We start from the raw sequence: 16201 nt of genomic DNA, 5'->3' as shown, positions 1-16201 counted from the left end.
TTTCCGACTGAATCACCCCTCTTCCTTCTTTAGCGGTTGGCCCGCCTGCAAACGTCATCTCGCGAATTGACGGCCAAGTTATGACCGACAAAACAGCGAACCGTCCTGCGGCGGCACCGGCCTCGCGACGGCCCTAGCATGATGTGCGCTCATGGCACAACCCCGTGGTGGCTTATGTCGACGCTCATGCTGCACACTTGGCTGCGCAATGCCGTTCAACTGCAAAGCCGTCGACACGTCCATCAAGGCAACACTTCAGTCGAAAGATCGCTCTCTTGATTCGACCGAGGCACGGCGCGCAATGCGCTCCTTCGGCCGAAGCTGGCCCTGCCGCCGATCCAGTTTGTCTAGCATTCGCGACCGCTCTCGTTTTGCCCAAGATGTCTCTGTGTGGTCCCCTCGCCTGCAAGCGAGCAGGCGGCATGTGACGCCGCACCGTTGGCTCTGTACTGCCGATATGCGACAGACGCCGACTGTGCTTGGCGTTCCGAGCTCAAACCTGACGTGACGTCGGATTGGCGACGAAGGCCGCAGTCCGGATTCTCCGAGCTGTTAGTTGGTCGCAAACCTGACGTAGAGTGCGGCCACGTCGGACCTTGCTCGCATAAATTTGCAAAACTTCGACAACCTCTTCTTTCTGCCATGTTCACGTCCAAAGCAAAGCCTGTCGATCGCGCGTCGCGGTTGGCGTAGCGCGTGTGTTAAAGGGAATGCGATGGCGAAGCCGGTTGTGATTGTGGTGGGCGCGGACAAAGGTGGGGTCGGCAAGACGACCGTATGTCGCACGCTTCTGGACTATTTCAGTGTGAACAAGGTGCAGACCCGCGCCTTTGACACGGAGTCACCGCGAGGCACGCTGAAGCGCTTTCATTCCGACATCACTGAAATCGTCGATATGACGACGACGGCAGACCAGATGAGGATCTTCGACACCCTGAACGCCGGGCTGTCGGTCACCGTGATCGACGTCCGCGCAGGTTTGCTATCGGTCGCTCTGAACTCGTTGCGGGACATCGGGTTCTTGGATTCAGTAAAGTCTGGTCAGATCACTTTTGCCGTCTTTCATATCCTTGGCCCTTCGATCGCCTCTCTGGACGAGATCGCCGAAACGTCCAATTTCATGAACGGCGCGAAATACTTCCTCGTCAAAAATTTCATAAATGATACCCAGTTCTTTCAATGGGATCAGTCGACTTACGATTCGTATTTTCGCCGCATCAAGGGCGCCACCGAACTGACGATTCCGAAACTCAACGAGATGGCCTATGAGCAGGTCGAGGTCGCTTCCGTTTCGTTCGTGAATTTCGTCGCAAACAAGGGACCGCTCGATGAGATCGCGAACTACTCCTTTGTGCTGCGGGGCTATGTTCGGCATTGGCTGGCCAACGTCTGGTCCGAGTATGATCGCATCAATTTGACCGATGTGACTGGCGCCACATCAAGGCCCCGCAACAGTGAAACGTAGCCCTTTTGGTATGCACCTTGGGGAATATACGAAGTCGTTTGATGTCGCTGGAGATGCCACCCACGCCGGTCTACATCATCTGCTCTCCCAGTCTGCAGGTCGGCAAGACTCTGATCGCGCGGCTCTTGAGCGAATTCTTGTTACTCAAGAACGGATCCGTGCTTTCCTTCGACATCAGCTTGAGGGAGCCGTCGCTGGTCGATTACCTGCCCACAATTACCGAGACGGCAAATGTGACCGACACTTGGGGCAAGATGCAGTTGATGGACCGGCTCATCCTGGACGACGGAGTCGCGAAGGTGATTGATCTCGGTTTCCACGCATTCGACGAATTCTTCAAAATGTGCATCGAGATTGGGTTCATGAGGGAGGCGGTACGCAACCAGATTGCACCGATCATCCTCTTTGTTGGGGGCGCCGATCGCGTCTCCTCACGGAGTTATGAGGTGTTGCGGCACCAGATCCGGGCACCAGCGCTGATCACCGTCCATAATCAGTTCGTGCTGCGCAGCGAGTTGCCCGAAGCAATGGACCGCGCTCCTGTGTTGCGCATCTTCGCACTGCCGCAATTTCTGAAGACCTATATCGATCGCCTGACGTTTTCCTTTACGGGGTATTTGCGCCACGAGAAGGATTCAACCACGGAGCTGCACCAATGGATTCGGCGGAATTACACCCTCTTCCGAGACCTCGAATTGAGCCTCATGCCGGCGCGCTCATTTTGAGGCCAAGCGATGAATCGCTGACCCATGCGGTCGATGGGCCCTCTCCATCTTGAAATACCGCAGGAGACGTGGACCGACGAGGTCCAGCGTCCGAGTGTACTGGGCCGGGTGCCGGCCACGCATACATCCGATCACGATCGTGCTCTCATTTGTGCCAACAGCGATGCGGCCTCGGACGGTCCGAGGCCGACGACGCCTATGAAGGATGCCGGTGGCCTTGGAATATCCTCACGAGTGGGCTTCCAGAGGTGCAGGCAGTACCTGCTGTTGTTCACATATTGCGAGTATGGCGGGTGCAGCTGCATGACGCATTCCTCTTCATCCCACAACAGGTCCTTGACGAAGCACATCTCTTCCCAGTTCGGACAACGCCGCGGCGTCGAGACGGAGACGTGCTCCCATCCCGGACGGACCAATGCTGCGATCTGCAGTTTACAGCCGCAAGGTCCTTGAACAAAAAAGAGACCACAAGGACCTGACCCTGGCGCGCTGGCGAACTGCCCATGCTGTACGCGGCCGGCCTCCAATCTATCTATGATCTGCGCTCTCACGCGACCTCCTTGGCTTTTCAACTCTTCTGAAGTCGGCGCACACGAATGCTCCGCCAGTGCTTCATCGGCTCTGCCAGATGCTACCGCACATAAGTCAGCCTGAAACAATCCCAATACGTCATCTATGTGGCCGCAGCCGTTGAGTTCGTCGGGTCAATCGGGCTCGCGCTCGCATTCGTCACTGCATCACTCTCCCTCGAATGATCAGTCTGCGGGAAAGTCGCGTTCAGTGACGCATTCCGAAACAGCTTGGCCAGTTGCAGATTCGAATATCCCCGCTGGGACGCGCGAGCAAGTACCGAATCATGTGCTGCGAGCGCGTCAATCCAAGATGTCGTGGACTCCAAACCGCGGGATTCGCGCAACTTCGATCTTGCCTTGCACGAGTTTGGTTGACCCATCCGGAAAAGATCGCCTGCGCACCACTTAGCATTCAGGTCCGGTTCGGGACGAAGATGTCGGAAACCGGACCCTAAGCGCGACACCATTTGCCGCGGCGACGCCAAACACTAGGCTTTCTTGCGTCAACGAACGCCTACAGCACAGCTTCCTGCGGCATGCCAATTGCTGAGCGGAATAGATGGCAGCGAACGTTTGCGCACAACCCATCAACGCGAGATCTCTCGATGAGATTTGGTCAACCCACGCAAATCGACACGCGGACGAATCGCGGCTTGGCAATTGCCCGAGATGCACTCGACGGTCGTCGCGATCACGATCGAACCGATACCTGCATCGACCAATCCGGAGATTGGCCAGGGCCTGGCTTAACGTCCCGATCGGCTGTCGATGAGGCCGGCCGGGCGGTGGCCGTTCCGATCTTCAATTTGGGAGCATCGGGCCGTTTCGCCAGGCCATGGCGACATCCGGTTTCGCGCGGATGCGACGCTCGCCTCAATTCACAAGGGATAGATGAGTGCTGATGATGCACTGGCGTGAATCAAGACGACGCCTGATCGACGCGCAGGACGCGCTGCGAGCGGCGCGTTGTGATCTCCCCCTGAAGTCGGGCACGCCACAACTTTGGTCGCCTGCGGCAATTTTCGCCGCGCTTGTCTGGATGAGCATCTACGGGCTTGCCGGGGCTTTTCGATGGGCGGCTGCAACCCGCCACAGGTGCGCGCTGCGCCTAATGCGCCGACGACCCGGCTCGCCGAGCCCCGCCCGCGCCAAAGACAGATACAAGTGAAGTGGGCCATCGCGTTTTCGGTAAGCTTATGGGCCATGCTTATCGCTTACTGTGCTGACAGTCCTGAAGCGTTCATCGCGGCGAGTCTTGCCACAGCGATAAGCCTGTGCCGACTCTTGGGCTAGCCAAGCACCAGGAGAATGACGCAAATCTTCCGACGCCAGTTGCGCACGAGGCTCTTTTGCGACTTCGGGTTGGGCCGCCTCACCTGCATCGGGCTTGTCCGCGTTCATCTTCGCTTCGCGACGACGACTATCGTCTTGAGATATTCAGCCCCACTATTGGAAGATGGATTCTGAGTCGCAGCGCTGCTCGGTTCGTGCCGAGCCCTGGTCCCAAGAGCGATGTCGGCGGTCGATAGCAAGGATGAAAGCGATCGCAGTGTCTCAGCCTCAAAAAGCCCGACGCCCTCGGAGCAGGCTGGAGGTGCGTCGGGCCCAACCTGGCGAGGTTGGGGGCATCGACGTGCCGCTGAGGGAGCCCACGTCCATGCCCACGATGATTGTTGCAAATGATGTGCCGAGGAAGGTGGCCGAGAGGTTTCGTGACGATCATTGAATGTGTTGCCGTGAGGTGTCGTCGGCACTCCTGCATGAAGGTCTATGTCTCGCCCGCCCGACAACGTCCGATATTCTGCGAACCCGATACGACGTGCATCGATGTTCAACACGGCCAGGGACGTCGCATGCTGGTTGATACAGCTCATTGTCCGTTTCCCGGCTGAGCAGCACGAAAAAGCCCGACGCGCCTCGCCGGGTAAGAAGGCGCGTCGGGCCGGCGAGGCATAGGCACTGGAGAGCCTTTCCTCTCAGAACGCTTCAGCAAAACACGTGCCAGCCTGAAGGCTGCCGCGATGATCCGTGGCGTCTCAGGATGGGCGGAGGCGACGCGCGTGCTCATCTCCAGTTACGCGATCCTATCCGAACGTCTGGTTCGATGCCGCTGGGCGATAGCACGTGTTGTCGTCGCATTGCTAGATCCACTTAAAAGATCCATCGAATTCGAGTCGGTGAGACCTCCTTCGAATTCCAGACATCGAAGGCAACGTGCGGATTATGGGCGTGGGCGGATGTCTGAACGGACTCTCCGCGCTGGCAAGTGAAGAGCCGTCGGCGGGTGAGCCGCCCTGCGGACCCAGGATCTGGTGACGACTTCTGCGCAGCGAATTGTCCGCGCGTGAGTTCGAACACGCTCGCACGACCTTCATGGGGGCTTGAATCGCACGTGGCGTCAGATTGTACGGTCTTCGGATCAGGCGGGCGAGCCATTGCTCGCCCTCGATTTCTTCCCGCGCAGTCACAGGGGGTTGCACATGTCTTGCGGTTTCGGGGGAACGGCGCGCGGGCTGCCGGTACGGAGTGGACCTGCGCATGACGGGCAGACCGCGGCGTCACCGACGTGCTGCAGACGACAGACCCTTTGGATGGGGACGTTTCTCGGGTCAATGCGCCTCGTAGCTCCGCCGCAGTGGATCTGTCGTTTCGTGCTCGTGACCTCGAGTCTGATCGGTCGTCCGTCAGCTACAGCATGCGCTGGACGTTAGTCTTGGCTGCAGTCGCAGCTGCCACAATCATCTCCCAAATGATGACGACTGCTCGATCTACCGATCAGAGATCGTCGGGTATGCCGGCGATCGCAGTGTCGGCGTCTGCGCACATCAAGCTCGACCGTCCGTCGCTCGCTCCCATGGCATACACCATGTTCTGCCTGCGCTATCAGGATGAATGCCGCGCCCACCTCCTTTTTCGCGGCGGTCCGGTCCTCCTGACCGAGGCGCGGTGGGCAGATTTGAAGGAAGCCAACCAGACCGTGAACCGCGCCATTATCCCGGAAGCCAGTGAACCCGGTTCCCCGGTGGAATCCTGGCTCATTGATCCGGAGCGCGGCGACTGCAACGACTACGCCGTCAGCAAGCGCCACAAGCTTCTACAGCGTGGATGGCCGCCGCGAACGCTACTGCTCGCCGAGGTCGCGATCGCCTCGGGCCAACATCATCTGGTTCTGGTGGTACGGACTAAGAGCGGCGACCTCGTGCTGGACAATCTGACCCCGCAGATCCGATCGTGGTCGCGCGCTCCCTATCGCTGGGTTCGAGTTCAGTCGCCAGGCGATCCGCGATATTGGCGTACTATCGCGCAGCGCGGCGAGTAAGCGCCTCACGGGGGAGATCGGAAATGTTCCCGGCGAGCGCCACGGCCGCCCTGCAGATGATCAAACCCTTTGACCTCGTTCAGCGCGCCACCGGCCGGTCTCCGACCGGCGCCGTAACTGATCTGTGGTCCCGCGCTCTGACCGGCCGCCGTCAGCTAAGACGATATCGCCTGCAATCAGACCAGCATCGCGCGCTGGTGAGATCGCTCTCCCAAGGCCCCGTTTTAATTGGTTCATTCTCCCTGTTTCTTGGATATTTGCCTGGCGTGGTCGCGCGTCTGGGATCTGCGGAGCTTCGTAAGCAGAGCCGGCGGACATCACGCCTCTCTTGGCCGCGCTGGGGAGTAATGGGTGATCACAATGACTGAACATCAGGGCCGATCGGACGCGCTCACGGACCGCTATTTGCAGTGCCGTCGGTGGTCCTCCACCAAATTGAAGGAAAAGATTCGCTATCACCGCGCCCCCGCATCGTATCCCCGGCTGATTTCGAGGAGATCGGCTTCTCAGCCCCGACGGGCTGTTGTGGGTCGCAGACGAGAGGCGTGGTTTGGAGCGGAACGCAGATCAAGCGGATCGATCACGCTGAACCGTACCAGGAGAGTTCACCTATGCGTTGCCCAAAATGTGAGGCCGACAAATGGTACGAAGTTGCAACGCACGATCCCTGGAGCGGTCGGCCGGTGATCGCCTGCAAGATCTGCGGCGAATATGCTGAGTTCGAGGCGCTCAGACGTGAGACTGCGCACGATGTGATAGCCCGGACGCTGGCGGCTGACTTGGTCGGTGAGGGGCAGGCCGACGCGCGGGCCATTGCGAGCAACATTCTCCGGGCGCTAGAGAATGCCGGTCTGGCATTCAGCCGCTCCTGACGCGATTTCCCTCGACCCTACCTCATTCCGTCCCCTCGGAATCAGACACGATCGGGGTCTCACCTAAGGTTCTAAACGGTTGGGACACTGAGGATGTCCGATACCCGGCACACCGGCGTCCGCGACGGGTTGATGTCTGTCAAGCCTCGATGATCGGTCGCAATACTGAAGCCCGGCCCATCGGATCTTGACGGGGCGTATGGAAGTGCCCGCAGACGTGATCTCGACCGTTAGCCATGACGATGGAGCTGCTTGTCTCCTCAATGCCGGTTATTGCGACGAGGCAACATTTCGTTGTTTCAGAGTGCAATAAGCTCCACGCGGCCATCGAAAGGGCTTGAACCTTACGCTGCGTGAGATTGTAGGCTTGCGGTTGCGGCGAAAGCTGGCTTGGCTTTCCACCGCCGAGATTATTGTGCCGCCAGAATATCTGGCCATTCGCTTGACGCCGGCGGCTGTTGCTAAGGAAGAATCGATGACACCGGGGCGGATGACGACAACGCTCACCTCAATCGACCGCATGTTTTTGAAGATTCGGGAACTGATCGACACAGACGACTCGATCCCGCTTGAGCTTCGTGCGTCGCTGCACACGACACTGGACAGACATCTTCGCCTGGCAAAGGAAGGATACTTCAAGGCTCCTGTGAGGAGCAAATAAGCGGCTTGCGTCGCCCGGCTCCTGCTCGGTTTGCCGAAAGAGCCCGGCTTTTCGGTGAAGTCGTCCGAATTCACAACCATTTCCGCGGTAGCAAACGTGGACTTTGCGACAGCTGCTTTAGCGGGCTTCACCGCACGCCGATATACTTCTGCATTTGGATGCTGACGCGCCAGTTGCGTACGGTTGCTTCTCGGATGCACAGCACCGTCGCTTTCCGGCTTTGGCTCAATGGTTGTAGCCATATCTCTGGCTTGAGCGCATACTCGATAGGCAGGCTCAGCAGGTTTTGGATGTCGGCAGGCTTGCCCACCGGGTGTTTGATCTCATTGGCACGCAGCAAGGCCTCACCCAGAACGGATCGCCGACCCGGCATGCCAACTTTCGGACTAACGGTGACCCATGTGTAGGGATTCGCCTGAATGGCTTGGGTGCCCGATGTCTCCAACTGCACCGAGAATCCGGAACCGACAAGCAGCGTGGTCAGTGGCCGCAGATCGTACAGCGCGGGTTCGCCGCCCGTAATCACGACATGCCGGGCGCTGAACGCCTGCACAGCGAGCAGGACGTCCTCCGGCGACATCATGGCCCAGGTGTTGCTGTCCCCGGTCTTGATCATCATGTCGGCTATCGACACCCGCCGCTCTGAATCGACGAACCAAGTGTGCTTAGTGTCGCACCACGGACACCTGACCGGGCATGCCTGCAACCGTACGAACACGGACGGTGTGCCCGCCTTGCAGGCCTCCCCTTGGATGGTTTCAAATATTTCGTTAATCGGCAGCACGGCCCGCCTCCCGATAGATGGCGCTGTTCGCGCCGTGCTCCCTCACCTCGACTGACACCAGCCGGCAACGTGGAGCAAGTCCATTTTCCAGCAGCCAGCTGCTGCCGACGCGATAGACGTGTTCGGCAAATTTTTCACAGCCAACTGCCGGCAGAACAACGATGTCCGCTAAGCCGCGCCGTGCAGCTTCGCGGAACCATTCAAGCTGGGGATCGTCAGCGGCCACGACTGTCTTGTGGTCGAACGTGCCTTCGAGGATCGCTCTCAGCTCTTTGAGGCCGCCAAAATCGACGACCCAATTCTTGTCGTCCAGGGTGTCGGCTTCGAATTCGAAACGAAACGACAGCGAGTAGCCGTGCAGCAGCCGACAATGCGACTTTGCGCGCCATTGGCGGAACGTGGCAGATAGACCGACCTCATGGCCGTATGTCTTCGTCGATAGGTATGCCACACCTAGTCCTTGATCTGCGCCAGAAACTCGCTACGCATTGACTTGCGGTCGCGGAAGGCTCCGCGCATGATGCTGGTCGTCATGATGGTTCCGGTTTCGCGAACACCGCGCCAGACCATGCACTGGTGCTGTGCCTTGAGGACGACGGCCAATCCCTTCGGCTTGAGACGGCCCTCGAGTTCGTCCGCCAGCATGACGGTCGCTTCCTCTTGCAGGTGCGGTCGCGACAAGATCCAGTTGGCGAGGCGTACAAACTTGCTGATACCGATCAGTTTGTCACCGGGCAGAAAGCCGACCCACATGCGGCCGGTGATGGGGACAAGGTGGTGGGCGCACGCCGAACGCACTGCGATAGGGCCAAGCGAATAGACCTCATCCAGACCGCTGTCGTTGTGAAGCTCCGTGACCTCGGGCGCGGCCTCAAATCGGCCGGCAAACACCTCGCGCACGTACATCTTGGCAATTCGCTTCGCGGTCCCCTGCGTATTATGGTCGCGGCTGCCATCGATGACCAGGGCATCCAATACGCCCTGCATGTGCCGCTCGACCTCCGCCTGTATCACCTCAATGTCGCCAGGCAGCAGGTGTTTTGCGATGTTGGCGTTTGGCGCAAACGAAACGCCAGCTTCGAGGAGGCGTTTACGAATTGCCTGCGTTGAGCTTATCAAAACTTCCTGCCTGACACTTTGCCCTGTTTCCGCTGAGCACTGATCCGCGGTCCGATCGCGTGATCCGCCTACCACATCTGATCCGTCGGCCGAAAGAGTTGAGGAATGGCCGCCTGGAGAAATGGCACTTGGGGCATAAGCTGCGATTGAGAGCACTTCAAAGACCGGACGCTCGCCAGCGGCGCAGGCGCACGCTTTTCAATTTTCACAAATCGATACATCTGAGATGAACTCCTGGGCTGGCCGCTGCGAGGACCGAAATTGTTGAAATGGGTCTTCTCATCTCAAGCAATCAGCATGCCGGATACGACGCTGCGCCAGGTTGCCCGAAAGAGGCCATGGGCTTTGCGCTGCTCGTGCGGATTTGATACGTCGTCGCGTTCGCCCCCCGACATGGACGTCTTCGACCCGGCGGACTGATAAGACAATACCGCCACTCATTCTGCGACCCAATCGGCTGCCAGAGACATGACGCTCCCCGTTGGTCGGGCGGGAGCCCGCGGCCAATCGGCTCGATCTGGAAACCAGGAGGCAACGCCAGAAACCGAACGTCTCGGCCGCAAATGAGCGGACCGTCTTCTCACCGACCTGGTGGGGCCAATCACCAGATGCCGTTGACGCTCCCGTTCAGTGCAGCGCATCGGCTCCGAGCCTCACGCTGTCAGATGCTTCAGCATCGAGTTGCAGGCCTGCTCGGCATCGGCGAACGTTGGGAAGGGCGAGCCGGCGATCTTGATTGCGCTACGACTTCGATGAAGCGGGCGCCATGACGCCACATAGCCGGGACGTCCGTGAAAGCCTTGGCCTGCGCGGCTCGCGTAAGCGATCACAAAGGAGAAGCCATCTCCGCTTGCACTCCACACGTCCAAATGCTCGACGGCGCAATGGAATCGCAGGATCATCGCCGCTCGGAGCCTGCAACTTTCGGCTTAACGCTCTGTCCACCCACCTACTCTGCCCCGGCGCAAGTTCGTCGACGGCCGCTGCTCGGCCTTGCCGATCGCCCGAACCTCTCCCCGGGTCATGAGTCTCGGGCCAGAGCGGCAAGCTCGCTTTCAAGCTTGGGCTTCTGCTTGAAAATGCTGTCGATCAAGGCTTGCGCCGGCTGCTCGGGAGCATCCACGATGGCTGCCTTTTCAGCGCGCGCTGAGGGCGCGAAGACACGTTTAACAACAGTAGGCGAGCCCCTGAGACCGCATTTGGAGATATCCTCGACGCCAGCCTCCTGGGCGTTCCATTTTACAATTGCAGCTCGTGCGGCACGCAAAGCATCTGCCATTGCGCCACGCCGAATCTGGTTGGTCGCCTCCATCATGGTGATGAGCGACGGCAGGCTCGCGCGCAGCACCTGGGTGCCCCCCTCGGAGCGCCGCTCCGCTTCGATTGTGCGCGCGGTGAGATCGATAGTCATGATCTTGGCAACATAGGTTAGCTGTTGGACAGCAAGCCGCCTTGCGATACCTGGCCCGACCTGCGCGGTGTCGCCATCGATCGTCTGCTTGCCCGTGAATATGAGGTCAGGCTGGCCATAATCCTTGCCGATCTTGCGAATGGCGGTCGCGAGCGCATAGGTGGTTGCCAGCGTGTCCGCACCCGCGAAGCAACGGTCGGTCAGCAGCACCGCGCGATCGGCGCCAAAGGTGAGGGCTTTCCGTAGAGTGTCCTCGGCCGAGGGTGGGCCCATTGTAAGGACGGTGATCTCACCACCAAACTTGTCGCGCAGATCGAGCGCAGCTTCGAGCGCGAACAGGTCATAAGGATTGATGATGGTTGGTACGCCCTGGCGCATGATCGTGTTGGTCACAGGATGCACGCGGATCTGTGCGGAATCAGGGACCTGCTTGATGCAGACGACATTGTGCATGTGCTTCTCCAGAGACTTTCGAAATCCGGAGAAAGCACAGCAAATGGCGTACCAATTGCGGTTTAAGGCATGCGTCGATGACAACAACGAGTTCTGAAGGCCTGACATGCACCAACACGTGCAGACGCATTTCGGACATTCGTCGTCATCGCGACAGCGCTACGGTCGCACCGACACCCCACCGATCAGAAACGCTTGATCTCGATGCCGTATTTCCGCAGCGCGTAGCCAATCTGGCGGGGAGTAACGCCAAGCAGGCGGGCCGCCTTTGCCTGAACCCAACCCGATCGCTCCATGGCCGCGATGACGCGCTCGGGATCGGTCATCTGTCCGTTACTTACGAGCGCGGCGCCGGCTGGACCCAGCCCAGCCTGCGCGTCACCGACAGGCGGAACGGCGCCGGCGGCCGACCGACCAGCTTCAACGCCGGCGCTTTTCGGCTTCGGCACCTCTGCGTAAGTTGGGCGCGCGGGCGGCGCCACGTCTTCAGATCCCCCCTTCCACAGCATCGCCGAAAGGCACTGGCCGTGGCAGCAGGCGAAGTCGTCTCTTCGGATCGAAGGTCCCGGGGCGAGGGTCGCTGTCCGCTGCACGCAATTTTCGAGTTCACGGACGTTACCCGGAAATCCGCAATTCATCAGCACGTCCGTCGCACTTTGATCGAAAGTCAACGTGCGGCCGTTTTCGCTGTTGAAAGTCCTGAGAAACTCGGCGGCGAGCAGTGGAATATCGCTGCGCCGTTCGCGCAGGGGTGGCAGCAGCAAGGGAACCACGCTCACGCGGTAATAGAGGTCGGCGCGGAACCCGTTATTAGCGACCGCTTCCTCCAGGTTTCTGTTCGTAGCGGCAATGACGCGAACGTCGACTTTCATGGTCTGATTGCTGCCGACACGCTCAAATTCCTGCTCCTGCAGGACGCGCAGCAGCTTTGCCTGAAACGAGGGCGAGATCTCTCCGATCTCGTCGAGAAACAGCGTACCCTTGTCAGCCAGCTCAAAGCGCCCCTTGCGGGAACTGAAGGCGCCGGTAAAGGCACCTTTCTCATGGCCGAACAATTCAGATTCCAGAACGGTCTCGGGGAGCGCCGCACAGTTGAGCTTGATGAACGGCCGCTTGGAGCGCGCCGAGAGGGCGTGAATAGCCTTGGCCACCAGTTCCTTCCCGGTACCGGATTCGCCGCGCAGCAGAACCGTGCTATTCGATTTGGCAACCACCGCGATCTTGTCGAGCAGCGCGCGCAGCGCCGGGCTATCGCCAATGATGCCTTCCACATCGACCTTCTTGCGCTCGCGCGCGGGTTGCTGGATTTCGGCCAACTGCTTTTGCAATCGATCCTTTTCCGCCATCAGTCGTTCGCGGTCTGTCGAAAAGAGCCGATGCAGCTTCACGGTCTGCCCGACCAGATTGGCGATCATGGCAAGAAGTCTCACGTCGTATTCGAGCCGTACGCTTGAACTGTCATCCAGAACACGGTCGATGGTCAGCGCGCCGACTGCTTTCGCGTCGATCCGAATGGGAACGCCGATGAACGACACCCGTGCGTTGTCGGTGGCAGCGAGCACCTCGAGGTCGGCCGTCGTGAACGCCGAATGGACGGCGATGTCCTCGGCCACGAGCGGCATGTCCGTCGCCACGATCTGATCGATCGCTTTCGGTGGCAGGCGCGTCCGGTACCGCTCGTCGCTGCCTTCGGTCCAGCCGACGCCGACCGTAACGTCTGGCTGGCCATCATGATCGAAAAGCGAGACGATGCCGTGCCGCATCTGAACAAATGAGTGCAGAATATCCACGACATTGGCCAACGTGAGCTCGAGCCGGCAGGGTGCGGTGAGTATCTTCGAGATTTCGAAGATCCCGACGACGGCACTTTCGTGCAGCGTCACAATGGGAACAGTTTGGTTCGTCTCCGACACTGGGTCAGACCTTTCGTGTGCGGAAGCGATGTTCAACATGACGACGTCTCCGTTATTTTCAGCATCCTCCCTACCATCTAGTTTGGATTTTGCGAGTTTGATGCTGCGCCTGATGCTCGTGCGCAATTCAGGTCGCCAGCTAGAGATAGCGCTCTTTCATGGCACTGCTATAAACGCATCGTGCTCCTAACGTCCTTGTTATGAGGTCGCCCTGCGTTCACAGTGCACTGCACGAGTTCCATGGACCTGCATCAACGATTTTTCGACTCCATCTGTAGCCGACCGCGAGCCGTCGGCAACCTTTGAATAACAACTTGGCGCATGGGTCATCTTTTTCCCGATCAGAATGGGATTTTTTCCCGGCAAACATTGGAATGCGATGCAAGCGATCTCTTCTCGTGCAGTCCCACGCGAAGAGCGCCGATGTTTTGCAGGGATGCTTAATCGTCGCATGCGACAAAACGCCTGCTCGCGGATGCTATCGCATCGCCCGGAATCTGACGCGGTGTGTTGATGCGTGCGATTCGCTCGTGAGACTCGGGTCACCTCGTCTTGCAAGGAGGCTGATCGCTGCTTGCAAAGGCGGGCGAACGCGCAAACGCCGGCGATCACAGTATCGATGTCGGCATTGCTCTTAGCTGGCGAACAGGAACTCGCGGTTCACGTCGGGTCCCCGATTCAAGTGGAATAGGCCGAGCGAAGTCATTACTGAACTCGCAAACCGCGCGCTTGGTGACGTCCGGCGCCGTCGCAGGAATGCCGCCAGTGCCGATCGACCCATGCGATTGCGCCCGCGAGCCATTCATCGACGCCAAGAGTGGCGAATAATAGCTCCCGATATCTGCTGCGATTGACCTCGATTCTGCCACTGGTCGCAAGCTCGCACCTGGATCGCTCACGTTGAAGCGACGGAGGTGTGCAGAGGGCCGTCGGCTAGCCGGCTGCCCGAGAGGGCGCTCCAGTGAGACACTCGGGATTGTGCGTGGCCGCTGGCCGAAACCAGCGTCTTGCGTCCTAGCTCCGGGATGTTGCGTTTGAAAGCCTGAGGCCGTTGGGCGCCAGTCGTCGGCTCCGGCCGACTGAATGTCCGACGTTCTGCGCCAAGATCGCGGCACAAACGCACACCTCAGTCCCCTAACGCCACCCCTTGAGTGCGTTACACGATCTGGGCCCGGCGATCAACAACGTGGGAATTCGCAGCCAAATGTCGTCTCCCGAAGGGGCGCGGACTCAGGATTTCGTCTGAGTTGCTTTGTGACAAAAGGGTAGAATTCCAACACAAGCCCTACGAGCGTCCAGCCACAAGCTAGCGCGAATTCGTGCGCCGAGCACGTCGACAGGACTTGATTCGCACGTAGCGTCAAATTGTAGGTTCGGCAAACAGGTCACCACGACCTTGAGAAAAGCCGGCACCGGTCAGTGCCTCGCCGGGGAGCATCGCATGACGTTGCCAACGCGCCGACTTTCAAATCGAGGCTTGCGGCTCGATCGTGCCGGGCCTGCAAGGGCTGGCTTAGCGACGCGACGCGGCCGCATGAAGTCGCGACTGAGATGGATAGAGCGATGGCAACGTCGCGAACCAACAACCAGGTCGTTCTTACGATGCGCTGCATTTTAATCGTCGCCTTTTGGCTCGTGCACCGCCAACGAGCCAGGCGCCCAGGTATGCGAGGAAAATTTCTCGCTGGGCCGTCAAGCGCACTCCTAATGGCGACTACCGTCTGCGTATCAAGAGGGACAGGCATATGGTCGATGAAAAACTGCAAAGTGTGCTCTCTTCTCTGGCGCAACCGGCTAGAGATTTGGAAGCCCAGTCGTCCGGCCAGCGGGCTGCAGATGCGCGTTACGTGAAACTAAACACCAATGAGAACCCATTTCCACTACCAACAATGGTATGGCGAAGTGCGATCTCGGCGCTCGAGCGTCAGTATCTGTATCCGGAAGACGATAATATCGGTTTGAGGGAGGCTGCCGCCAATGCCTACGGCCTCTCAAAGGAACATGTGATCGCCGGTAACGGATCGTCGGAGCTTCTCGGCCTGATCTACAGGGCCTTTCTCGAGCCGGGCGACAGCGTTGCAATGATGTCTCCCGGGTTTTCGTTCAATCGTAAGCTAGCTGTGTTGCAGAGCGCCAAGTTTCTCGAAGTTTCATGGAGCGACTCGCATTCGATTCCGATTGATCAGCTGCTCTGCGGTCCGGCAAAGGACGCCAAGTTCATCTTGTTAGCCAATCCCAACAATCCGACTGGGACGTTCGCCCCCATCGCTGACATCGAACGCCTCGTGGCACAATCTGACCGCTTGGTCGTGTTGGACGAAGCCTATGTCGACTTCGCACCTGATAACGGCCTACGGCTCGTCCACCGCCACCCCAATCTGCTGCTCCTCAGAACGCTTTCAAAGAGCTACGCGGCCGCAGGCATTCGCGTCGGCTTTGGTCTTGGCCATCCAGAGCTGATTGGAAGACTGCGGAACATCCAGAACGTCTTCAACATGAATGTCATAGCGCATGCAGTCGGCGTCAGCATCCTTTCACATCGCGCAGCCTACGAAGAGAACCATAGACATATCAGGCACCAGAGAGAACGAGTTGCGGCCGCTCTGCGCCAGTTCGGGTTCCGCGTCGCGCCCTCTCATACCAATTTCTTGCTGGGGCGTGTCCCGAACGGACAGGACGGCAGATGGTGGCACGCCGCACTGGAGAGGGAAGGAATACTTGTTGCCGTTTTTCCAGATGACGGACTCGACCACTGCATCCGCATCAGCATTGGCACAAACGAACAAATGGATTCGTTTTTAGCTGCAGTTGCCGCGATTTCAGAACGCCTGAAGCGAGGTGGATAGCCAACCGCGCGTCGATGTCCACTCTCTTCGACATAACGCTGATGAAATAGGAAGCCGATGA

13 protein-coding genes are annotated in these 16201 nt (G+C 59.0%); 6 read left to right on the top strand and 7 right to left on the bottom strand.

The features are described 5' to 3' along the window. Positions 1-715 precede the first annotated feature (715 nt). Positions 716-1465 (top strand): P-loop NTPase family protein, encoded by a 750-nt coding sequence (locus ACYCVF_RS31320; RefSeq protein WP_459606959.1) that lies wholly within the window; start codon positions 716-718, stop codon positions 1463-1465. Between the two features lie 53 nt (positions 1466-1518). Further along, positions 1519-2190 carry a hypothetical protein gene (locus ACYCVF_RS31315; RefSeq protein WP_459607013.1) on the top strand — a complete coding sequence of 224 codons (672 nt, stop codon included), beginning with the start codon at positions 1519-1521 and terminating at the stop codon, positions 2188-2190. Between the two features lie 131 nt (positions 2191-2321). On the opposite strand, the gene ACYCVF_RS31310 is transcribed toward ACYCVF_RS31315, so the two are convergent. Then, complete coding sequence (locus ACYCVF_RS31310) at positions 2322-2741, bottom strand: DUF7694 domain-containing protein (protein WP_459606957.1); 420 nt, start codon at positions 2739-2741, stop codon at positions 2322-2324. Positions 2742-5553: 2812 nt separating this feature from the next. Between ACYCVF_RS31310 and ACYCVF_RS31305 the strand changes: the two genes are divergently transcribed. From ACYCVF_RS31305 to ACYCVF_RS31295, 3 genes are all read left to right on the top strand, one after another. Continuing rightward, on the top strand, positions 5554-6081 hold the full coding sequence (locus tag ACYCVF_RS31305) for a transglutaminase-like cysteine peptidase (RefSeq protein ID WP_459606955.1): 528 nt from the start codon (positions 5554-5556) through the stop codon (positions 6079-6081). 683 nt (positions 6082-6764) lie between these two features. Further along, entirely contained in the window at positions 6765-6953 is a 189-nt protein-coding gene (locus ACYCVF_RS31300) for a hypothetical protein (RefSeq protein WP_459606954.1), read from the top strand. A gap of 337 nt (positions 6954-7290) precedes the next feature. Continuing rightward, complete coding sequence (locus ACYCVF_RS31295) at positions 7291-7614, top strand: hypothetical protein (RefSeq protein WP_459606952.1); 324 nt, start codon at positions 7291-7293, stop codon at positions 7612-7614. 127 nt (positions 7615-7741) lie between these two features. Here the strand turns inward: ACYCVF_RS31295 and queE are convergent, their stop codons facing one another. The 6 genes from queE to nifA all read right to left on the bottom strand — a co-directional run bounded on the left by queE (position 7742) and on the right by nifA (position 13333). Further along, entirely contained in the window at positions 7742-8398 is a 657-nt protein-coding gene (gene queE / locus ACYCVF_RS31290) for a 7-carboxy-7-deazaguanine synthase QueE (protein ID WP_459606950.1), read from the bottom strand. Beyond that, positions 8385-8849: a 6-pyruvoyl trahydropterin synthase family protein gene (locus tag ACYCVF_RS31285; protein ID WP_459606949.1), complete on the bottom strand. Its 465-nt coding sequence runs from the start codon at positions 8847-8849 to the stop codon at positions 8385-8387. The genes queE and ACYCVF_RS31285 overlap by 14 nt, the downstream gene beginning before the upstream one ends. 2 nt (positions 8850-8851) lie before the next feature. Further along, a complete protein-coding gene (folE, locus tag ACYCVF_RS31280; RefSeq protein ID WP_459606947.1) occupies positions 8852-9517 on the bottom strand; it encodes a GTP cyclohydrolase I in 666 nt (221 codons plus the stop codon). Positions 9518-10170: 653 nt separating this feature from the next. Beyond that, a complete protein-coding gene (locus ACYCVF_RS31275; RefSeq protein WP_459606946.1) occupies positions 10171-10419 on the bottom strand; it encodes a hypothetical protein in 249 nt (82 codons plus the stop codon). Positions 10420-10538: 119 nt separating this feature from the next. Further along, on the bottom strand, positions 10539-11381 hold the full coding sequence (locus ACYCVF_RS31270) for an electron transfer flavoprotein subunit beta/FixA family protein (RefSeq protein WP_459606944.1): 843 nt from the start codon (positions 11379-11381) through the stop codon (positions 10539-10541). 185 nt (positions 11382-11566) lie between these two features. Beyond that, entirely contained in the window at positions 11567-13333 is a 1767-nt protein-coding gene (gene nifA, locus ACYCVF_RS31265) for a nif-specific transcriptional activator NifA (RefSeq protein ID WP_459606942.1), read from the bottom strand. 1706 nt (positions 13334-15039) lie between these two features. On the opposite strand from nifA, the gene hisC reads away from it, so the two are divergent. Next, on the top strand, positions 15040-16140 hold the full coding sequence (gene hisC / locus ACYCVF_RS31260; protein WP_459606940.1) for a histidinol-phosphate transaminase: 1101 nt from the start codon (positions 15040-15042) through the stop codon (positions 16138-16140). Positions 16141-16201: the final 61 nt, after the last annotated feature.

This window comes from Bradyrhizobium cedriense (assembly GCF_054602315.1).
Note: the sequence above shows the minus strand (reverse complement) of the source record. Positions and strands in the feature narration are given on the sequence as shown.